This is a genomic window from Paenibacillus sp. S33, assembly GCF_053615415.1.
Genome location: NZ_JBSIEZ010000001.1, coordinates 2,523,326 through 2,543,306, shown reverse-complemented (window position 1 = coordinate 2,543,306; position 19,981 = coordinate 2,523,326). Strand labels below are relative to the sequence as shown.

The window sequence follows — 19,981 nt, the reverse complement described above, 5'->3', positions numbered from 1 at the left end:
CGTAAAGTTTACCTTCCACTTATACGATAGGGTGATTGGGTTGGAATTGCAGCATAGTTCTTCCTTACATTATGTTATTCAGGATTTTTGCAAAATCCTCTATTTCAAAATAAATAGAGCTGCTCCGTGAGGAGGTAAATCTGCGGACAGTTCTTGTGTTAAAACACCTAAATCCACATGGTTCCACAAATCTCTGGCATTTGCCTGTCCTTCAATACCAAGGTCTTTTAAGGATACACGCATCTTTGAAGCTTCATCTCCAGCATTAAACAAAGCTGCGTATACATGACCTTCCCCGTTATGTGAAGTCCAAACGATATGTTCATCCTTTCTGTACACCTGCCGCGCATTCAAACCGTTGCGATGGGCATTTAACACTTCTTCATTCGTTAGCAAGGAAAGGGTCCATGCATCATTATCCCGCAGTTCTCCCCCGAACATCAGTGGAGACCGGAAAATGCTCCACAAGGTCATCATCGTTAGCTGCTCATCCTTCGTAAAGCGTGTCCATCGGTCATGGCTGCCGGAATCCACCGAATCTACCGAACGAATACCCAGATGACCTAGTGGCAGCATGTCGCAATCCGGCCAGTGACCCGGACCTACATGTTCCGCCCACTTCTCGCAGCGCTCAAACATACCATACAGTAAAGGCCATACATCCCAGAAGTCATCAGTCATACGCCACATATTCGCGTTTGCAATTAAATCAGATGCATGCTCCAGCGGTGCAGGACCAGGTGATAGACTCAGCACCATCGGACGTCCGCATTGGGCGATAGCCCGCCTAATCAATTCAATTTCCGCCAAATGAATACCATAGAGACGTGATGCAGCAATGTCATCTACTTTGACAAAATCCACACCCCATTCCGCATACAGGTCAAACAACGAATTATAGTACTCCTGTGCGCCTTCCTTGGATGCATCTACCCCATACATATCTGTGTTCCAGGGACAAATAGAGTTGGGATGCGCAATTTGTCTCGCCGTGGCTGTGGTTCCCAAAATCGGGGTATCCTGGTGCACCGCCTGACGGGAGATGCCTCTCATCATATGTATACCAAATTTCAATCCCAGACCGTGTACATATTCCGCAAGAGCTTGGAAGCCTCGTCCATCTGCTGCCGAAGGAAAACGATTCACCGCTGGAATAAGACGTGAAAATGAATCCATTTCCAATGGGACGAACGGGCGATACTGTGAAGAAACTGCTCCTGACTCATACCACTGAATATCCACCACGACATATTCCCAACCATATTCCTTCAGGTGCTCCGCCATATATTGAGCATTTCCCCGTACTTCCTCTTCCCGTACTGCTGCACCGTAGCAATCCCAGCTATTCCACCCCATAGGTGGTGTATGCGCTGTCAAATGATGTTTCATTTCATTCATCCTTTCACCTAGTAAAACTCATCCTGCTACCAGAAATCCCCTCATTACTACGTTACTATTATAATGTAAACCCTTACTTTTGTCGCTCGTCATCTTTTCCATTTCCACTTTTTATACATTTAAGTTGACTAACTTAAAGAATGTGGTACATTTAAAATTGCTTGTTAAAAAACTTTGACTTGAATCAGAGGGTGATTTTACGTGTGTGAACATGCTTATCGAATTTTGTTGTTTTACAAATATGTCAACATTGAAGATCCTGCCACCTTTACGGCAGAGCATCTGGCTTACTGCAAGGAGCTGGGCGTCAAGGGAAGAATCTTGATTGCTGCAGAAGGAATCAACGGAACACTGTCTGGTACAGTAGAGCAAACGGAGCAATATATGCGTGATTTGCGCGCCAATCCGAAATTCCACGATATTGTTATTAAAATAGATGAGTCTGACGGTCATGCGTTCAAGAAAATATTTGTACGCCATCGTCAGGAGCTAGTTACGCTGCGTCATGAGGATGAACTGGACCCTAATGTAATTAGCGGTAAGCGGCTGTCACCAAAGGAGTTTTATGAACAGCTTCAAGATGAAGATGTAGTTGTTCTGGACGGACGTAATGATTATGAATATGACATCGGTCATTTCCGCGGGGCTATTCGCCCTGAAGTCGAATCGTTCCGTGAATTTCCACAATGGATTCGCGACAATATGACTCAGTTCAAAGACAAAAAAATCCTGACGTACTGCACCGGAGGTATCCGTTGCGAAAAGTTGTCCGGTCTTCTGATCAAAGAAGGGTTTAACGATGTAGGCCAGTTGGATGGCGGCATTGTGACTTACAGCAAGGACCCGGAAGTACAAGGACGTTTGTTTGACGGTAAATGCTACGTATTTGACGAACGAATCTCCATTCCGATCAATCATACGGATGAAGACGTCATTGTCGGCAAGTGCTTCCATTGTGAAACGCCCAGCGATCATTATATCAACTGCCCGGTGTGCAATCTCCAGCATATCGTATGTCCGGATTGCGAAGAACAGCATCAGCACTATTGCTCTGATGATTGCCGAACCAAAGCGGAAACCGTCGCTACTGCATAAATCGGCAGTATCATTGGTTCATTATAATAAAAGGGATGCCCACAGCCATGATAAACGGCTAATAGGGCATCCCTTTTATTGTTTTCACAATAAGTGTCGAAGGCTTCATAGTATATACCTATGACCTTGATTGTGTTTTCATCTTGGACGGGCTCGAAAGTAGCGCCTTATAATGGAAAATGTCATTACAGAAAGGATGGGTGGAATTCATGATACAAATCGTACTTTCAACTCTATTATCCGTTATCGTTCCGCTGTCCATTCCAGTGATCGCCGGATTTTTACTTGGAAAATTCATGAAGCTGGAAACGAAACCGCTCTCGACTTTGTATTTATATTTTTTAAGCCCCGCCATGATTCTGGACACGCTACTCAAAGCACAGCTTTCTTGGCATGATGTAGCGCAGACTGCCACTTTTTCAATACTGAACCTGCTGCTGTTGTGGGGAATTGCACAATTAGCGGGGAAAATCTTTAGACTGAGCACTCCGGAAACGGCTGGACTTACCTTAATCTCCACGCTGACCAATAGTGCAAATTATGGCCTGCCCCTTATTTTACTTGCCTTTGGGCAGCTCGGTCTGGATAAAGCCTCCGTGTATGTCGTCATCCAGATAATCATGGTCAATACCATTGGCGTTTACTTTGCAGCCCGCTCTGAATTTTCTGTTCAAAGTGCTGTTAAGTCGGTGTTTTCACTTCCTGCGATCTATGCAGCTCTACTCGCCATGGGACTGCGGCTGCTGGACTGGCATCTTCCCTCTGGCATTCAGTCGGGCGTCTCGATGATTGCTGCCGCTTATTCTCCAGTCGTGCTGGCGATCCTTGGTACCCAGATGGCTTATGTAAAAATATTCAAACTGGAGTCGTCTATTAAAAAAGCCAGCTACGCCGGACTAACAATTCGCCTTTTGCTCTCTCCGCTTGCGGCTTGTCTTGCTATGCTGATACTGGGAATTTCAGGCCTTTTGTTCTCCGTTCTCTTCATTTTGGCCTCGATGCCGGTTGCTGTGAATGCTGTCATTTTAGCAGAAAAATTTAATGCATCGCCAAAACTGGTTTCCACCTGCATCCTGTGGAGCACGCTTGCCTCATTCCTGATATTGCCTATTCTGATTATGTTGGTAGCAGGTTAGCAAGAAAAAAAGACTCTCTACACCATAGAGAGCCATGCACGATCCTGTCTCCATTCTACTTGTACAGGCGTTTCAAAAAAAGTACTAAGCGTGTCACTGCTCAGAATATCAGTCGTTTTACCTTTGGCAAATACCGTGCCCCGGCGGATTAGAATCGTATGCGTGTACATCGGTAGAATTTCTTCGATATGATGTGTAACATACAGTAAATTCGGCGAAGTCGGCGTCTCGGACAGCTGACGAATGCTATCCAGCAATGCTTCCCGGGAGAAAAAGTCCAAACCATTACACGCCTCGTCCAAAATAAGTAGCTTGGGCGAGGCCATTAATGCGCGGGCGATAAGCACTTTTTGCTTTTCTCCCTGTGAGCATCCCTGATACAACCGATCCACGAGATGAGCACACCCCAGTTGCGTCATAAGCTGAACGGCCTGTTCATACTCTGTATCCGTCGTCTGGTCATAAAGTCCAATGGAGGCAAATTTGCCGCTAATGACAACATCCTGCGTACGCTGACTCCCATTAATTCTTTCCTGTAAAGAGGAACTGACCCAACCAATAGATTTGCGCAGCTCCCTCAGATCCACATCGCCAAAGGTATGACCCAATACACCGACACTACCTGTGGTTGGCCATATATAACCGTTAATCATATTGAGCATCGTTGTTTTACCTGACCCATTCAAGCCGAGTACAGCCCAGTGCTCTCCCTCAGCTACCTGCCAATTGATTTGGTCCAGTATGGTACGGTTATCTCTCTTCCAGCTTACATTGTTAAGTTCAATGACAGAATTCATGGCTGTACACCCTTTCTATTCGTCGTATCATCAGATGTTTATACGCATAGTAAAGATCATCGTTAGTACGGCTAGCTCCTCTTTTATGTAAGCATAGCACAGGGTCACAGGTTGTTCAATTTTAAATAGCCCACTCCATTGTTCATATAGGAGTGGGCTCAACATGTACTGCTCATGTAAATTCTCTTGCTCCATCTACTTTTTCTTACGCTCGCGAAAACGGCGTACCTTCATCAAATTACCACACATTTTTTCGTCGCAAAATCGCTTTGACCGATTTCGGGTATCATCGTAAAATACCCATCGGCAATCGATATTATCGCAAATACGAATTCTGGAGCCGCCGCTATTGACAAGTGCCTGGGCAAAATCGGCTACAACCTCTGCCAGCACTTTTTTCCAACCATTTGCCACGGGTTCCAGCACAATGCTGAAATGCTCATCCTGTTGCTTTAATAAGCGAGTGACCGGCCCCCCTTCCATCATCTTTCGGTTAATCATATCCACCAGAACAGTTGTCATTTGTCCGCCAGAAGTCAGGTGCTCAGCGAAGCTACGTAATTCCCGCCGGAGAATTTGCATTTCTTCGATATCTTCCGCACTGGCTGGGACCGAAGCGGTAAATTGCCACCGCATAAGAAATTCATTTTGCCATTCGGGCTTCAACAAACGATCTTCTGAACGTCCGCTCCCTCTCCAATCGTGCCATTCGCTGTTTACAAAATCAGTCCAAAGTGTATTCAAAAGAGTTCCTCCACCGTCTGTAACCACTAAAATCAATTTAACTGGTTGCAAATCTTAATTTGTCATGCTACATTGTTAATTGTAACGATTTATCCTATGTTTAGCTAGTTACATCCCTACAAAAGGAGTTGGGTTAGGTGAGCCAAGATCGAGTAAATATGCTGGTATTGCAAAGAGAAAATTCATGGGATAAGGAAGAATGGATTGTTCCTCTTGCCGCAGCACTTCACGGTGTGAATACACAGGAGGCCACTTGGACACCACCAGGTGGAGGAAACACGATTTGGCAAACGGTTCGTCACATTAATTATTACAATGAGCGTATTTTGAGACGTTTAACTAACCGACCTATAAGTTCAACTGGAATAAGCAACGATGAGACATTCGGTCCGCCAGGGGATGCTGAAGACCATGAAGGATGGCAGGAGACGCTGAAAGAAGCGGAAGCTCTTGTAAACCAACTGCTTGTCGCCATTACTGCTCTGAATGATGCTGATCTGGATAAGCCTCACGGCTCCGACACTCTCGGTGCTGAATTATCGCGGTGGACGCTGCACGATGCATATCATAGCGGACAAATCGTACTTATACGCAAACAATTGGGGACTTGGCGAGTTTAAAATGTAATCCTAAATAAAAAGGATGAATTATGAAAAATTCATCCTTTTTTCTGTATTAGCTGCTGGCAATGAAGCAATCTACTGGTCAAGATATTTTTTGTTTTTTAGAATCTTTAATTACATTCTTATCTTTATTTTTACCTTTATTCTTGTCTTTATTTTTATCTTTATTTGTATCTTTGCTTGGGACGGTGACCTTTTTTTTTTCATTAGCCAGTCGCCAATAGCTTAACACTTTACGGTACATGGACTTATCTGTTAATTGGTTAAAAATATATGGGTCCGGCTTCGTATTCACCTCAATAATCCACGGGATAAAGCGATGATCCAGTCCAATGTCCACACCAATTTGCCGGAATTTCGGATATGTTTTTTGCAGTTGTTTGGCGATAGTAAGACCCAGTTCATTTAGTTTCTTAACCAGCTCCGCCTGCTTGCTTTGCGATAAATGGGATTTTAGTAACTGCTCCAAGGCCATCGGCTTACCACCACTATGATAGTTGGTCACGATTTTACGGGGATGACCAAGACGTCCAATAATTCCGGTAGACTCCCATAGCCCTTTTTCATTACGCTGCACCATGACCCGAATATCAAAATAACGCATTTGATGGCGTAGTAAATGGATTCCCTTTTGAATGAGATAACTTTTCTTCCCCGTATGTTTCGATAGGCTGATATATAGTGCATCCAAATGTTTGAATTCTTGGCGCGTTTCCTCATATTGATAGGCGAAACGCTGGCCGGCCTCCTGCTCTACTCTCATTACACCTTTACCAAAGGTACCTCGCTCGGGTTTTACATAGACCATACCGTACTTCTCCAGCATTGATTTCAAATTTGCTTTATTATATTTGCGAGTTTCAGGTACATACGGCTTGATGCTGCCATGCTGGAGCAACAATTGGGTTTTATGCCATTTGCTGCGCAACGCCTGCGCTTGTGAAGAATTCACTTGCCCCTCTCCTCTCTACTCTCAGGTAGAACGCTCCTGTTAAAAAAGATCAATCTATCGTATGCGCTAACTCCCCATTCGAAGCTTCATCAGCCCTGTCCTGCATAGAAATGGACGTTTGACCTTGCCCGGTCGAAAGCGCCTGTCCAAGCATACGATATGGAGAGACGCTGGGAGCGTATATTTGCACATATAGGGAGTGAATAACATGTCAGCGCAATCGGATGGGCCACGGAAGGGTTCCCTTACAATCGATGTTCTGATTCCAGCAATTGATAAAGATCTTGCCACACTACCGCTGGTGATTGACAGTCTGCGCCGTCACGTGCAGCACCGAATTGGAACTATTTATATCGTCTCACCGCAAAGCACCGGGATTCGCCGTCTGTGCGCAAACAAGAAATGTACATTTATTGACGAAAAAACGGTGCTGCCCATCACCAAAAAACATATTCATTACGGGACAACGCGCTGGGACCGCTCAGGCTGGCTGTATCAACAATTACTCAAAATGAATGGCGACAAAATCAGTAAAGCCTCTTTTTTTCTCGTCATTGACGCGGACACGATTTTGATTCGTCCACATACGTTCCGTAAAGACGGAAAAACGATTTTTTACTACCGCAGCTGGAGCCAGCCTGAGTATTTTCGCACCTATCACAAGTTGATGGGCGTTAAAGCGCCCTCACCAAAGTCCTTTGTTACTCACTATATGCTTTTTGAAAAAGCGCGGCTTGCCCAGCTCAAGCAAGTTATCGAGGCCCGACATGGAAAACCTTGGTACAACGCGATTATCCAAAGTATAAACCGGACAAAACAGTTTGGGTTTTCCGAATATGAAACGTATGCCAACTATTTATACAGCAATCAACCCTCTCGGATGATTTTGCGCAAGTCATTGAATAAAGCGCTTCATAGTCGGGCTTCTTCCCTGTCGCAAAAACAATTGGATGTCTTGGCCAAGAGCTATCGTTCCTTATCTTTTCATCAACGCAAGGTGTACCAGCTTGCTCCAAAAACAAAGATTGAATCATCGCTAAAATAGTTCTTAAAATCCTGCAAAATGATGCAATCCAAATGGATCTGCATTGAAGGAGGAAACGTCCGTGCGCATCGTATTGTTATGCGGTGGTGCTGGAAAACGGCTATGGCCACTATCCAACGAAATCCGGTCGAAGCTGTTTCTCCAGTTGTTGCCCGCCCCTGACGGGCGAAAGGAATCTATGCTCGGCCGGGTGTACCGTCAGCTTACCTTAGCCGGGCTGGATTCCTCTGCCCTGCTTCTGGCTCATCGAAGCCAGGTAAATCTAGCCTTTCGCCATACAGAAGGTCGTCTGCCCGTTTTGGGCGAGCCTGCCAAACGGGGAACCTTCACCGCTGCTGCACTGGCGGCTGCTTATTTTCACACCAGAGGCATGGGGCTGGATGAAGTTCTCTGCATTGCTCCAGCGGACATGTTTGCAGGGGAGGATTTCTTCCATAGCATAGCAGCGCTCTCCGGCTTATTGCTTGAGAGCGGAGCCGATTTGGCTATGCTTGGGACAAGGCCCACTCATCCCTCCGACCAATACGGCTATGTCGTTCCGGGTCTGCAAATGATACGGGAAGGGAAACCTTCTTATGCGCAAGTTGCTCGCTTCACAGAAAAGCCGGATCATTCCGGGGCACAGCAGCTTATTCATCAGGGTGCGCTGTGGAACTGTGGTATTTACGCTTTTACATTACGGTATATGCTCTCCTGTATGGAGCGAAGTTATTTGCCGCTGAACGATAAAGCATTATGCGCAATGTATGATGGCCTCCCGGTTCGCAGTTTCGACGAGGAGATTGCAGAGCGTGCCGAACATGCCATCGTCCTGCCATACGATGGCGAATGGCACGACATCGGCAACTGGCAGGCTCTAACAGAGCAGCTAAATAGCCAAGTGATCGGGCGTGGACAGATCAGTGGCCAAACTCATGGCACGTACATCGTCAATGAGTTGCCCTATCCACTTCATGTCATTGGTGTAGAAGATATTATTGCAGCTGCGAGCCCCGACGGCATTCTCATCGCTTCCAAGAGCCATGCTCACGCGATCAAGGACCAGCTAGGCAAACTTCAACTACATCCCAAGCATGGCGAAACCTCTTGGGGCAGTTACCGGGTGTTGGACGAATTTGATCATCGGAGTCTGAACGATATACTGGCCATACGGCTGACGGTACTGCCAGATCACCGCTTGAATGGCCGTATTCACGGCAGTGGACTTAAAGTATGGACGATCGTGTCCGGCCGGGGAGAGGTCATGCTGAACGGAGAACGTTTTGCTGCGGCAAGCGGTTCTGTATTTAGCATTCCGGTCGATACGTATCACACGATCCGTGCCGATCTGGATACATCACTGGAGCTAATTGAGGTACGTCTGGGGAACAGCTTAGTGAACGCTTTCTATAAATCCGAAGCCTGACAACACATAGATATAATATCAGCACGCCACGGATTCTGAACGAAGGTCGCACATAAAAAATCGCTCCTGAGCAAGGTGCAAAAAACCTTGCTCCAGAAGCGATTTTATTTTGTGATGCCATATTTTCTTGAGGTAACCGTTCTAACCTTGGCAGATAAATAAACCTCGTTGCCTTTGATTATTCCGGCTTCTTTTAAAAAATGCTGGACGATCTCCAACTGATAGTGTATGCGTACTTTCTTGGGCAGGCTCCAACCCGTTTCCACGGTAACCGCGCGTGCACCTAAAATACGGGCTGCTGCAGTGCGGGAGGAACCTGGAAGCTCATGCAACCGAATGTTGAAATGTCGGTCGCTCATCTGGATGGAGCGATTCATTCGCTTAATAATCCGACGAACCATAGGTACCACCGGATTGGCCTTATTGGAGATTAGCGTTTGACCAAGCACCTTGGCATCCTTTTGTGACAATCCGTTGGCCTCATGCAAGTCGAGATACCATTCAGGTTGATGCTTTTGTGTTAATTTGAATAGAGCAGCGGAAAGTGGTTGTGTTGCCAGTTGCTTTTTTTTGCGCGGAAAGGTTCGATTAAGATCAGGTATTCCTCTAATCCGTTTGCGGTAAGCCTCTTGATTTACAATCGGTACAATTATAAGCTTACCATGGCTAAATCGCAGTTTTTGCTGATTCAAAAGCTTTACCAATTTCTCAGCAGCTCGTATGCTTGCTATTTCTTTACCATGTATTCCCGCCACCACCATCACACACGGACCTTTCTGTCCCCCTGTAGCTATATAATAAGGAGTTGCCCAAGAGCCCTTTCCGAGCATATATCGTTTGACCTGCATCTCCTTCACCCCCGTATAGGCTGCCGTTGTCCTCTCTTCTGTTCTCGCCGACGGATGATTTCACGGTATAGTCTCAAGTAGTTACTGGTCATTTGTTTGTTGGTAAATCTTTGAGTCACATACAAACGTAGCTGCGCTGGTGACGGGTAATTTTTTTGCTGTGCTTTTCGTGCCATTTGGCTAACCGATTTGCAGATCAACTGTGGAAAGCCCGATAGTACCTCGGGAACGGAGCCATTTTTTAATGCCAGCACCGGTGTTCCACAAGCCATGGCCTCAACCATGACAAGTCCGAATGGCTCTTCCCACAGTGTCGGAAACAACAGACACTCTGCATGTTTCAGCAACTTCTGTTTCTGAGCGCCTCCAACTGCGCCTACATAGCGTATATTCGGATTGCGCTGAATTCGTTTCTGAATCTCTTTACGGAAAAATTCTGGTGCTTTGATAGGACCTGCAATAAGCAGTCTTTTTCCTGTTCGTTCTGCAACCTGAATGGCCTCCAATACACCTTTATCTCGTATGATTCTGCCCATGAACAGCAAATAGCCACGCTTCTCACTGCTGAACTCGTATTCATGTGTGTTGATACCGTTATAGATATAAAAACCTTTGCCCCTGCCCATCAGCTGGCGCGCTCGTTTACTGACATATACTGGGTTTTTACCGTGTCTCTTCACTGGAAGATGAACGGTGCATACCGATGGACAAGGCAGCTTCCTACGCCCTACAGTAGAACGAAAGGTATGATCATGAATGATATGTGTGTCGGAAGGCATATGCCGGAGTACATATTGGGGGATCTGACTATGTTTCAACCCCTTGGGATAGGGAATCAACCGCGCACTGCTCTTGCTCCCACGGGCGGCAAAAAGAGATACATGATGTCCTCGTCTCACCAATTCCTCCGTTAATTCATACACGACTTTTTCCGTTCCGCCCTTGTTGGAGGGTACCGGCTGTGCATCGGGATAGTTGGAAATGACCTGAACAATGGTTAGACGTGGTTTTTTGAGTGCTTTATTCTGCTTTGAAGCCATACGAATTCCCCTTCCTGACCGGAAATACGGTGTGATCCTTACAATGTCAACGGGAATCAGAACACACTCCCGTACAGGTTATAAATTGTAGTATATAGGTATGTATATTTTGCGTGATTGCTTGTGCCAATCGTCTGCAACTCGCTTTTTGTCATACGAGCCTATCTATAAGTGGAGTCTAGACAATTTGTCAAGCCAAAATTAAGGAGGAAATTCTCATCGTTTTCTAATAAATGAGGACAAAGCGTTGGGGTAACAGGTTTGTAACCATGAGTGGTAAATTCCGGACATTTTATTTGTGTTATTGTCATTTCAGGACATCAACACAATACGAATAACGGAGGAATTTATATATGAAACGTACTTCTAAAAAATTGTGGATGGGTATTTGCTTTACTATGACTTTGGCATTGAGCGCAGGGAGCTTCGTCGTTGGACCAGCCACCACTCATGCCGCTTCGGCAAGTAAAGCTGATCGGATTATTTCTAAAGGCTCCCAGTATATGGGCGTGCGTTATCAACATGGAGCCCCAGCTGGCAGTACAAGCTCTTTTGACTGCTCTTCATTCACTCAATATGTATTTGCACAAAATGGCATCAAGCTTCCGCGATCTTCCAGACAGCAATCAACTGTTGGCACTTTCGTACCGCGTAGCCAGCTGAAAAAAGGTGATTTGGTCTTTTTCTATGCGCCAATTCATCATGTAGCCATTTACATGGGGAACGGCAAAATTCTGCATACGTATGGTAAAGGCGGCGTAACGGTTACAGATCTAAATTCGGGATGGTGGAGTCGCAATTACACAACAGCACGTCGTGTCCTTTAGCATAAATTTTAGATGATATCCATCCACCGAATGCTTAACTTACAAGTAACAATAAAAAGGCTGTTCCGCGAGTAGATATCTACTGGAGGGACAGCCTTACCTGTTGTCTTTGGGGCAGCGTGACGATGACTACCGTTCCTTCTCCTTCTACGCTCTCCATACGTATCGTACCCTGATGGGCGTCTGTAATTGCCTTGGCAATTGGCAACCCCAGCCCGGTTCCTCCGGTTTTACGATGTCTGGAGCTATCTACCCGATAAAATCGTTCAAAGACCCGCTTGATCTCGCCCTCAGGTATTCCGATCCCATAATCCTTAACCTGGATATAGACATCCTTTTCATCTGTAGATAACCCTATTTCGATCTCATCCGAGCTGTATTTTAATGCATTATCCAGCAGGATCACTAGCAACTGCTTCATTTTCGTCAGGTTGGCATCCAGCCAAATTTCGTTCTCTTCTGTTAAAATAGAAATTTGACGATCATGTACAGGCTTGAGATGCGCTACTACCTGTTGACAACAACCGATCATTTCGATCCGCTCATGCGGCTCAGGGTCTTTCTGCTGTGAGGAGGCAAGAGTCAGTAACTGCTGTGTCATCGTACGCATTCGCTGAGTTTCTTCATAGATCGACTCAATGGATTCCTTACGAATCTCCTCATCACGCGTACCCCACCGCCGCAGCATGTTGGCATAGCCCTCAATAATCATAAGTGTCGTATTCAGCTCATGTGAGGCATCTGAAACAAACTGCTGCTGACTCTGAAAGCTTTCTTCTAATCTCTCCATCATTCGGTTAAAAGTAGCGGTCATTTGGGACAATTCATCTTGATTGTGACCACCAACGGGGATTTTTTTGAATTTCAAGCTTCTTTCAATTTCCTGCATCGTTTGAATACTACTTGAAATCGGCAGCAATATCGCATTCGCCAAAATCGTGCTCCCTACCAAACTTAGCAACATAGCCCCTACAGTGGATGTGATGAGGATCGTATTTAAAATATCGAGATTGGTTTCGAGTGCATCCCATTTTTCTACAATCTCCAGGGTCCCCTTCTGATTACCCTCTGGAGAAAGCACAGGGAGATGGATTACCAGAATTTTATGACCCTGTACATCTGTCAGTTGAGAACTTTGTGAAGTGTTAAAACGTATACCGCCCAGCTTAAATCGGGACTGGCGACTTACTTCATACAGAAGTCGGGATTGCTGATCAAACACTCTCAGAGTGGTGTCTCCAGAAAGCTCATCTTTTAGTTTGGAGCCCCATGCATTCTTTAGAATCATCGTGGGTCCTGTTTCGGCAATGATTTCAGTCCATTTATTTTGCAGCACTTCTCTTTCGTTTCGCGTAGCGATTTTGACGAACAATAGGTGAACTGTAACATCCACAAACAGGAGTATCGACATCACTAAAATAGAACTGAGCAGGGTTATTTTGGTCCGAAGCTTCACGAGTCTTCCTCCCGGATGCAGTACCCAACGCCGCGCACGGTTTTTATCAATTTCTTTTTGTATCCATAATCAATTTTTTTGCGAACATACCGGATATACACATCTACGACATTCGTATCACCGACAAAATCAAATCCCCACACGTCCTGAATCATTTGATCCCGCTGCAATACCTGATTTTTGTGCTCCATCAGATAAAGAAGCAGATCATATTCTTTTGGCGTCAGTTCGATTCGATTGCCCTCCCGCACCACTAACCGTGTCTTGCGTTCCAACACCAAGCTGTCCACTTGCAGCCTAGACGGCGGCTTATCCTCTTCCTGTAAAGCGGTAGCTGTTGGCTCCATTTGATGCCTCATACTGGCCCGCATCCGCGCTAATAACTCCTCGATCTCAAAAGGCTTCGTAATGTAATCATTGGCACCTTCATCCAGACCTGAAACCTTATCAGGAGTCGTGTTACGTGCAGTGACCATAATTACTGGTGTATGATTGTCCACTTTTCGAATCTGCTTTAGCACCTCGACCCCGTTCATCTCCGGCAGCATTACATCCAGAATGATGATATCCCATTTACCAGCTAGAGCTTTTTCCAATCCTTCTCTGCCCGTCTGTGCGATTTCAACTGCATATCCTTCATGAGATAACTCCAACTGAAGCAATCTGGATATCTTCTCTTCATCATCAATAACCAGCACCGACTTTTCCATTGCAAAACCACCTATTTTCTATAGAAAAAACAAATGAGTAATGGAAATGACATTCATTTTTTATTTGATTTTAAGCTTTTATCCGTATAGTCGCTCTATAATATAACTTTGTTATTCAATTTTTTGATGTTAAGGAGTAATTTATTCATGTTAATTAATGTAGACTATGCTTTATTTCACTGGATCAATGAACTGGCTAATTCCCTCGCCTTTTTGAATGGAACCATGCTTTTCTTGGCGCAATATGCACCGTATTTTTTCGGAGTGGCTTTGCTGATTTACTGGTTCACTTTTAAAATGCCGCATCGGATGATGGTTTTAGAAGCCGTCATAACGGTTTGTATCGGCTTTGTAATTAGTTGGGGCCTTGGACATTTGTTTTACAGAGATCGGCCTTTTGTCGGACATTCAGTCATTCAGCTTATTCATCATGATCCTAATGCTTCATTCCCGAGTAACCACACCCTTGGATCGTTTGCTCTGGCTACAATTTTATGGCTTCATCATCAAAAATTTCGTGTCCTCTGGGTTATCTTGGCTGTACTCATCGCAGTATCCCGCGTGTGGACCGGAGTGCATTATCCCTCGGATATTTTGGCAGGTGCGCTTATTGGTGCAGTTTGTGCCGTCGGCGTTCATCAATTCATTCGAAGCCGGAAGCTTCCTGGCATCTTCATGCAGGCGGCTATTATATTTTATGAAAAATGGGAGCATAAGCTGGGGCTCAAGCCTGGTGAACAGGCCAGAACTAAGATGACTGAGCACACTTCCTCTGTCCAAATGAAAAGCAGACGCTAAAGCGTCTGCTTTTTTATAAGCTTTATTATTTATGCTACCCGTTATGCTGTCGATTTGGAGCGAAGTGGCAGCATTCGTCGTTCTTCGTACCGCTGATAAAACCAAATACAAGCCGCCATCCAGCAGCCACTCATAAAATAGCCACCCACAACGTCGCTCGGATAATGTACGCCCAAATAAATGCGGCTCGTCCCGATTGCTACAATCAGCAGGCTGCTGAGTACAATAAGAAGGATACGCCCCAGCCTAGAAGGAACATGCTTCCACACTAAAAATGTCAGCGCCGCATACATGCTGAAAGCTGTCATGGAATGTCCGCTTGGAAAGCTGTATCCATTCTCTTCAATAATACGGTTAATCTCCGGTCTCGCACGCTGAAAAAGCAATTTTAGTATCGTATTCAGCATTACCGATCCCAATATACCAGCCGCCAAAAAAAGCAGTTCTCTGCGATGTCCCAATACTCTATAGAGCACGAACATGGCAATTAAAATGATGATCACAACTGGAATCCCACTGCCGATCATGGTAAAAAATTTCATTAGACGGGTCATGGCGGGCGACTCTAGTTGTCCAATAGCCGAAATAATTTCCTGGTCAAAATGCCGAACTTGATGGTCACTCACCCATAATGCGACTAAGCCAAAACCGAATGCACATACTATACATGTGAGCAAAGCCAAGGAAATGGGCAGCTTTGTTGATGTTTGCTTCATTTTCTATAGTTCCTCCATAATGTTCATTGCGTGATAAAACAAAGTTCAGCATTAGCTTACATATAGGTCTTACTTTGCCCACTTTTCTCTTATCATTTCATTAAAAGAATTAGGTGCCTCCCTGTTGGTAACCACTGCCACTCCCTTTTTACCAACGTAACAGCGTCTTCCATGCAACGTTGAATGAGTTGAGAGCCTAATCTTCTCATGCAATAGCATCCGTCCTCCCTTATTTGATTATCATTCCATTCTATGGATGTGGTTGGACTTCTCATACTAGCCTCTCCCAACTTTAGTATCACTTTATAATATAAGGATTTCATATTGACTACAAAATCGCAAGCGGAATGTAGCGAAAAAAGCAGCAGCAAAAAAGGACGCCATTCAAGCCTTATAAACGGCTCGAATGACATCCTAAGATTACACGTGACAACTACAAGCGCAATTCCCAAGTTAAACAAACATGATCTTCTAATTAGGTTGGTGTGACTTCTCCAATTTTAACCTTACTCTCTGCTTCCTCTATTGGATAGCGTCTGCGGAACCACAGCGACTGAAGCAGCAAAAAGGTGCCGCTTACTGTCCAATATAATGGCATGGCAGCAGGGGCATTAAAGGAAAAGATCGCCATCATAATCGGTGAAAGATAGCCCATGATCGCAAATTGCTTGCGCTGGTCAGGCGTCATCTGAAGCTGAGAAAGCTTGGCCTGTGCCAAGTATACAACTGCGACGACGATTGCCAAAATCCAGTCCGGCTGTCCGAGCCGGAACCATAGGAAAGAGTGAGATGCGAGCTCCGGGGTTAAGCGGATTGCAGTGTACATACCGCTCAAGATCGGGAGCTGAATGAGAATAGGCAGACAACCGATATTAAGCGGATTGAATTGATGCTCTTTGTAAAGCGACATCATTTCCTGCTGCATACTCTGCTGGCTGGCGGCATCTTTTTTGTTTTCATACTTCTTCTTAATTCGGTCCAAATCGGGCTGCATGGCGCTCATCTTGCGCTTCATCCCCTGCTGGGCACGCGTTTGACGCATCATAAGAGGAAGTAAGGCCAGCCGGACAATAAATGTCAAAGTCATAATCGCCAGCCCAAAGCTTCCACCAAACCATTGCGCCAATTGCTGAATAAGCCAAGAAAGCGGGAACACCACGTAATGATTAAAAAATCCCGGTGTCTGTGCATTTATCTCCGCAGCATTCGCACCACAACCAGACAGCAGCATGACCACCGCCAACACTACCATTAATCCAAATATCCGTTCTTTTTTACCCCAAAAGGTGAATCCCTTGAATCGTTTCATATGTTCCTCCTCGTTGATTGGCTGTGCCATCGTTCAACGAGGGAGAACAATCGGATGCATCTTCATCCGGCGCTTCCTTACGCCGGATATGTCGGGCCAGCCGGACAGGCATGTCCTGTCCACGGGCAGACATCGGCATCTGTGGAGAAGCATGAGACCTTACGGGCCCGCCTTCGACCCAGCATTCGGGTACATTGCCGTGCAAATGAGCGAGATACGTATAAGTCACTGTGCACAGTAAGCCGATTGTAAATAAATAAGGGAGTAGGTCCTGAAGCTCAAACAAGGGATTCACCTCCTTCGGTTGGTTGCCACAATTATAGCACGAAAACCGGACAAGCGACTAATCTTTAATTAGAGATACAGGTTGGATCACAAGCAACTGAATTTAAGTATTTATGCTCAAAACAACCAAAATACAAATACAAATTGAAACTTTTGGTTTTTTTTACAGTCTAATCAAAGGTGACTTTCTGAAATCCTTACTCCCCTATTAACCATTAAAGGAGCCAGCGCGTATGAGAAAAACGATACATAGCACATTGTTTACAGGATTGGCGGTAGCCAGCATTGGGTTGCCCTTGATCAGCGGTGGATTCGCTGAAAAGGCAAGTGCAGAGCCGTCTGCGGTCTCTATGAGTAACGGCGCTTATAGCACCTCAATCCAAGCACCTGTGATCAAACCTTCCTGGTCTTTTCCCGTTATCCCAATCGATAGAAACCGATATCCAGATCAGGCGGTAACAATAGCGGAAAACGGTAAGGTGTTCGCGGTTGATCCTAACCACAGACTGGTTGCCCTTGAGGCCAACTCGGGACGGAAATTGTGGCAATATGGTGATCAGCTTACCCCTGATTTAACGTACAACAAAGGTATCATCTACGGAATGACACGAAGCGGTTCTATCTATGCCGTTACAGAAGCTGGCAAGAAAGTGTGGTCCACTCCGCTGGGATTTACTGAAGCATATCGTATTCAGCGCATTGGTCCGACTATATATATTATGCAATCGGTGCAAACGGCTGCCATTGATGCTGTCAGTGGCAAGGTGAAGTGGAAAATCAGTGAGGATAAGAACTCATACAGTGGTTTGGGCGAAATAATGGAAACTGACGGTGTGCTTATCCGCAACTATAATGTACAAGGCAGCCTGACCTTTGAACAGATTAATGCCTATGACGCTAAAACCGGCAAAAAGCTTTGGGACAGCTTTAGAACTTCCTTTCCACTGGCGGTTAAAGACGGAATCGTATACTCTGTAGCCAACACGTTTATGATTGATGATGACCCGGTAAACCATAAAGTTACGATCGCACAGTACGACCTCAAGACAGGTAAATCCAAAGGAGATCGTCAGTACCGCTGGACCGAGCCTGAAAATAAAGACGGTGTCTACCGATCTGGAGGTGTATATGGTTCTGCTTTTTTGTACGGCAAAGATCTTTATGTCTTTCAGGGAGAGACACTAGCTTCCTATGATTTTTGGAACTACAAGCCAGACAGCAAACCTGCTCGCAAGTGGGCGCAAAATGGCTATGATCAACTTGTTCCTTTATTGTCTATTCATGAAGGTCGCATGTTCTACCAAGATTTTAGTACATCCAGACTGACTGCTATGAAGCTGTCCTCAGGTCAATTCATTCATTACGACGGCGATAATCCGACCGTTCAAGCTGACGTATTCGGTAAAGGAGTCTACGTCGGGCAATCAGATGGCGTATTTCATGGCTATGATTTGATGAGCTTAAAGCCCGTGTTTGCTGTCAACACAGGCTCACGCTCCTTCGGTCCAACGCTCAAATCCGGTGGAATGATATTTATTCAAAGCAGAAACCGTCTGCTTGGCGTCAAGCTCCCTGCTTCTTTAAAATAAGGCCAAAGATTTCAAGCAGCATTCTCGCTGGAACAGCAAAAGGTTAACGGATAGCAAGCATACGATTCAATGCTAGTACAGCATCCTGTCTGATCTGAGCATCCACACGAATCACACCCACAGGCTCACCCCGATCAAACTGCTCCATTGCCCACAGCAAATGGGGAAGATCGATCCGGTTCATGGTCAGACAGGGACACATATCGGGATTGAGCGATTCAATCTGCTGTTCAGGGTACTGCTGCTTGATTCGTTGCACGAGATTCATTTCTGTGCCAACAGCCCATTGGGTTCCCGGCTCTGCCGCGCGAATGGTATCGATGATGAATTTTGTGGAGCCCGCGCAATCTGCGAGCTGTACGACCTCATAAGAGCATTCGGGGTGAACGATGACCCGGATGTTCTTATCACGCTCGCGGACATTGCGAATGTGATCTACTGTAAACTTTTCATGAACAGAGCAATGTCCTTTCCATAAAATAATTTTTACAGTTGCCGGGTCCTGTTCAGTCTCAAGCTGATCGGTCATTGGATTCCACACGGCCATTTCATTTAGCGGAATTCCAAGATCGTAAGCTGTATTGCGACCTAAATGCTGATCCGGCAAAAACAAAATACGTTCCTTTTGCTTCAGCGCCCACTCCAGCACTTGCTTAGCATTCGAAGAAGTCACGGTAGCCCCGCCATGCCGTCCTACAAAGGCTTTGATCTCTGCTGTGGAATTTACATACGTTAACGGAATGATCGTATCTCCTACCAACTCCTGCAAATTCTTCCATGCTCGTTCTGTCTGCTCCACATTCGCCATATCTGCCATCGAGCAGCCTGCACGCATATCCGGCAGGACAACAGTCTGTCGATCAGTAGTCAGCATATCCGCTGTCTCCGCCATAAAATGTACCCCACAAAATACAATAAACTCTGCTTCCTGATTTTGTGCAGCCAATTGAGCAAGCTGTAGAGAATCTCCTGTTATATCAGCAAACTGAATAACCTCGTCCTTTTGATAGTGATGGCCCGGTATGAGCAGCTTGGGTCCCCATTTTTGTTTCAGCTCGGCCACTCGCTGCTCCATGTCAGCAACCGTCAGTGTCTTATAATGCTCTGGCATAAGCCCTCGATTTCCTTGTAAAACGTCAAGCATAGACATTAGAATCCCTCCATATCGATGCGGCTGATCGTTCCCGCTCTCACGAACAGATAACCGC

The 19,981-nt window shown here is 45.6% G+C and carries 20 protein-coding genes; 8 read left to right on the top strand and 12 right to left on the bottom strand.

All coding sequences use genetic code 11. The annotated features are described in order from the left end of the window. Window positions 1-99: 99 nt before the first annotated feature. Window positions 100-1,389, bottom strand: a complete 1,290-nt coding sequence (locus tag ACWGXJ_RS11735; RefSeq protein ID WP_452566792.1) for a glycoside hydrolase family 27 protein — start codon at window positions 1,387-1,389, stop codon at window positions 100-102. 210 nt (window positions 1,390-1,599) lie between these two features. On the opposite strand from ACWGXJ_RS11735, the gene trhO reads away from it, so the two are divergent. Together trhO and ACWGXJ_RS11725 are read left to right on the top strand one after the other, a co-directional pair. Continuing rightward, a complete protein-coding gene (trhO, locus tag ACWGXJ_RS11730; protein WP_250261451.1) occupies window positions 1,600-2,493 on the top strand; it encodes an oxygen-dependent tRNA uridine(34) hydroxylase TrhO in 894 nt (297 codons plus the stop codon). Window positions 2,494-2,702: 209 nt separating this feature from the next. Next, entirely contained in the window at window positions 2,703-3,629 is a 927-nt protein-coding gene (locus tag ACWGXJ_RS11725; RefSeq protein ID WP_452566791.1) for an AEC family transporter, read from the top strand. A 17-nt stretch (window positions 3,630-3,646) separates the two neighbouring features. On the opposite strand, the gene ACWGXJ_RS11720 is transcribed toward ACWGXJ_RS11725, so the two are convergent. Both ACWGXJ_RS11720 and ACWGXJ_RS11715 read right to left on the bottom strand, forming a co-directional pair. Then, window positions 3,647-4,426, bottom strand: a complete 780-nt coding sequence (locus ACWGXJ_RS11720) for an ABC transporter ATP-binding protein (protein WP_452566790.1) — start codon at window positions 4,424-4,426, stop codon at window positions 3,647-3,649. Between the two features lie 195 nt (window positions 4,427-4,621). Next, window positions 4,622-5,170, bottom strand: coding sequence for a CGNR zinc finger domain-containing protein (locus tag ACWGXJ_RS11715; RefSeq protein WP_452566789.1), 549 nt, complete (start codon window positions 5,168-5,170; stop codon window positions 4,622-4,624). A 137-nt stretch (window positions 5,171-5,307) separates the two neighbouring features. On the opposite strand from ACWGXJ_RS11715, the gene ACWGXJ_RS11710 reads away from it, so the two are divergent. Continuing rightward, window positions 5,308-5,790 carry a DinB family protein gene (locus ACWGXJ_RS11710; RefSeq protein WP_452566788.1) on the top strand — a complete coding sequence of 161 codons (483 nt, stop codon included), beginning with the start codon at window positions 5,308-5,310 and terminating at the stop codon, window positions 5,788-5,790. Window positions 5,791-5,875: 85 nt separating this feature from the next. On the opposite strand, the gene ACWGXJ_RS11705 is transcribed toward ACWGXJ_RS11710, so the two are convergent. Further along, window positions 5,876-6,745: a YheC/YheD family protein gene (locus ACWGXJ_RS11705; protein WP_452566787.1), complete on the bottom strand. Its 870-nt coding sequence runs from the start codon at window positions 6,743-6,745 to the stop codon at window positions 5,876-5,878. Window positions 6,746-6,953: 208 nt separating this feature from the next. Between ACWGXJ_RS11705 and ACWGXJ_RS11700 the strand changes: the two genes are divergently transcribed. Continuing rightward, window positions 6,954-7,790 (top strand): DUF6492 family protein, encoded by an 837-nt coding sequence (locus tag ACWGXJ_RS11700; RefSeq protein ID WP_452566786.1) that lies wholly within the window; start codon window positions 6,954-6,956, stop codon window positions 7,788-7,790. Between the two features lie 61 nt (window positions 7,791-7,851). After that, window positions 7,852-9,195 carry a sugar phosphate nucleotidyltransferase gene (locus ACWGXJ_RS11695; RefSeq protein ID WP_061830143.1) on the top strand — a complete coding sequence of 448 codons (1,344 nt, stop codon included), beginning with the start codon at window positions 7,852-7,854 and terminating at the stop codon, window positions 9,193-9,195. Window positions 9,196-9,299: 104 nt separating this feature from the next. Here the strand turns inward: ACWGXJ_RS11695 and ACWGXJ_RS11690 are convergent, their stop codons facing one another. Both ACWGXJ_RS11690 and ACWGXJ_RS11685 read right to left on the bottom strand, forming a co-directional pair. Beyond that, window positions 9,300-10,043, bottom strand: a complete 744-nt coding sequence (locus ACWGXJ_RS11690) for a succinylglutamate desuccinylase/aspartoacylase family protein (RefSeq protein ID WP_452566785.1) — start codon at window positions 10,041-10,043, stop codon at window positions 9,300-9,302. 5 nt (window positions 10,044-10,048) lie between these two features. After that, window positions 10,049-11,083 carry a glycosyltransferase family 4 protein gene (locus ACWGXJ_RS11685; RefSeq protein WP_452566784.1) on the bottom strand — a complete coding sequence of 345 codons (1,035 nt, stop codon included), beginning with the start codon at window positions 11,081-11,083 and terminating at the stop codon, window positions 10,049-10,051. Window positions 11,084-11,436: 353 nt separating this feature from the next. Between ACWGXJ_RS11685 and ACWGXJ_RS11680 the strand changes: the two genes are divergently transcribed. Next, complete coding sequence (locus tag ACWGXJ_RS11680) at window positions 11,437-11,910, top strand: C40 family peptidase (protein WP_061830140.1); 474 nt, start codon at window positions 11,437-11,439, stop codon at window positions 11,908-11,910. Window positions 11,911-11,989: 79 nt separating this feature from the next. Here the strand turns inward: ACWGXJ_RS11680 and ACWGXJ_RS11675 are convergent, their stop codons facing one another. Together ACWGXJ_RS11675 and ACWGXJ_RS11670 are read right to left on the bottom strand one after the other, a co-directional pair. After that, entirely contained in the window at window positions 11,990-13,366 is a 1,377-nt protein-coding gene (locus tag ACWGXJ_RS11675) for a sensor histidine kinase (protein ID WP_452566783.1), read from the bottom strand. Continuing rightward, window positions 13,363-14,076, bottom strand: coding sequence for a response regulator transcription factor (locus ACWGXJ_RS11670; RefSeq protein WP_452566782.1), 714 nt, complete (start codon window positions 14,074-14,076; stop codon window positions 13,363-13,365). The genes ACWGXJ_RS11675 and ACWGXJ_RS11670 overlap by 4 nt, the downstream gene beginning before the upstream one ends. A gap of 147 nt (window positions 14,077-14,223) precedes the next feature. Between ACWGXJ_RS11670 and ACWGXJ_RS11665 the strand changes: the two genes are divergently transcribed. Next, entirely contained in the window at window positions 14,224-14,874 is a 651-nt protein-coding gene (locus ACWGXJ_RS11665) for an undecaprenyl-diphosphatase (protein ID WP_452566781.1), read from the top strand. A gap of 41 nt (window positions 14,875-14,915) precedes the next feature. Here the strand turns inward: ACWGXJ_RS11665 and ACWGXJ_RS11660 are convergent, their stop codons facing one another. The 3 genes from ACWGXJ_RS11660 to ACWGXJ_RS11650 all read right to left on the bottom strand — a co-directional run bounded on the left by ACWGXJ_RS11660 (window position 14,916) and on the right by ACWGXJ_RS11650 (window position 17,194). Continuing rightward, window positions 14,916-15,590, bottom strand: a complete 675-nt coding sequence (locus ACWGXJ_RS11660; RefSeq protein ID WP_341161562.1) for a phosphatase PAP2 family protein — start codon at window positions 15,588-15,590, stop codon at window positions 14,916-14,918. Between the two features lie 475 nt (window positions 15,591-16,065). Next, window positions 16,066-16,899 carry a membrane protein insertase YidC gene (gene yidC, locus ACWGXJ_RS11655; protein ID WP_452566780.1) on the bottom strand — a complete coding sequence of 278 codons (834 nt, stop codon included), beginning with the start codon at window positions 16,897-16,899 and terminating at the stop codon, window positions 16,066-16,068. After that, a complete protein-coding gene (locus tag ACWGXJ_RS11650) occupies window positions 16,865-17,194 on the bottom strand; it encodes a hypothetical protein (RefSeq protein WP_223830783.1) in 330 nt (109 codons plus the stop codon). The genes yidC and ACWGXJ_RS11650 overlap by 35 nt, the downstream gene beginning before the upstream one ends. A 223-nt stretch (window positions 17,195-17,417) precedes the next feature. Between ACWGXJ_RS11650 and ACWGXJ_RS11645 the strand changes: the two genes are divergently transcribed. Continuing rightward, window positions 17,418-18,773 (top strand): outer membrane protein assembly factor BamB family protein, encoded by a 1,356-nt coding sequence (locus ACWGXJ_RS11645; protein ID WP_452566779.1) that lies wholly within the window; start codon window positions 17,418-17,420, stop codon window positions 18,771-18,773. Window positions 18,774-18,816: 43 nt separating this feature from the next. On the opposite strand, the gene nadA is transcribed toward ACWGXJ_RS11645, so the two are convergent. Then, window positions 18,817-19,923 carry a quinolinate synthase NadA gene (nadA, locus tag ACWGXJ_RS11640; RefSeq protein WP_061830132.1) on the bottom strand — a complete coding sequence of 369 codons (1,107 nt, stop codon included), beginning with the start codon at window positions 19,921-19,923 and terminating at the stop codon, window positions 18,817-18,819. Window positions 19,924-19,981 lie beyond the last annotated feature (58 nt).

Excerpts from the sequence above, each read along its gene's own strand:
- ACWGXJ_RS11735 (WP_452566792.1), bottom strand. The coding sequence starts at position 1,389 with ATGAAACATCATTTGACAGCGCATACACCACCTATGGGGTGGAATAGC.
- ACWGXJ_RS11725 (WP_452566791.1), top strand. The coding sequence starts at position 2,703 with ATGATACAAATCGTACTTTCAACTCTATTATCCGTTATCGTTCCGCTG.
- ACWGXJ_RS11720 (WP_452566790.1), bottom strand. The coding sequence starts at position 4,426 with ATGAATTCTGTCATTGAACTTAACAATGTAAGCTGGAAGAGAGATAAC.
- ACWGXJ_RS11700 (WP_452566786.1), top strand. The coding sequence starts at position 6,954 with ATGTCAGCGCAATCGGATGGGCCACGGAAGGGTTCCCTTACAATCGAT.
- ACWGXJ_RS11690 (WP_452566785.1), bottom strand. The coding sequence starts at position 10,043 with ATGCAGGTCAAACGATATATGCTCGGAAAGGGCTCTTGGGCAACTCCT.
- ACWGXJ_RS11685 (WP_452566784.1), bottom strand. The coding sequence starts at position 11,083 with ATGGCTTCAAAGCAGAATAAAGCACTCAAAAAACCACGTCTAACCATT.
- ACWGXJ_RS11680 (WP_061830140.1), top strand. The coding sequence starts at position 11,437 with ATGAAACGTACTTCTAAAAAATTGTGGATGGGTATTTGCTTTACTATG.
- ACWGXJ_RS11670 (WP_452566782.1), bottom strand. The coding sequence starts at position 14,076 with ATGGAAAAGTCGGTGCTGGTTATTGATGATGAAGAGAAGATATCCAGA.
- ACWGXJ_RS11665 (WP_452566781.1), top strand. The coding sequence starts at position 14,224 with ATGTTAATTAATGTAGACTATGCTTTATTTCACTGGATCAATGAACTG.
- ACWGXJ_RS11660 (WP_341161562.1), bottom strand. The coding sequence starts at position 15,590 with ATGAAGCAAACATCAACAAAGCTGCCCATTTCCTTGGCTTTGCTCACA.
- yidC (WP_452566780.1), bottom strand. The coding sequence starts at position 16,899 with ATGAAACGATTCAAGGGATTCACCTTTTGGGGTAAAAAAGAACGGATA.
- ACWGXJ_RS11645 (WP_452566779.1), top strand. The coding sequence starts at position 17,418 with ATGAGAAAAACGATACATAGCACATTGTTTACAGGATTGGCGGTAGCC.
- nadA (WP_061830132.1), bottom strand. The coding sequence starts at position 19,923 with ATGTCTATGCTTGACGTTTTACAAGGAAATCGAGGGCTTATGCCAGAG.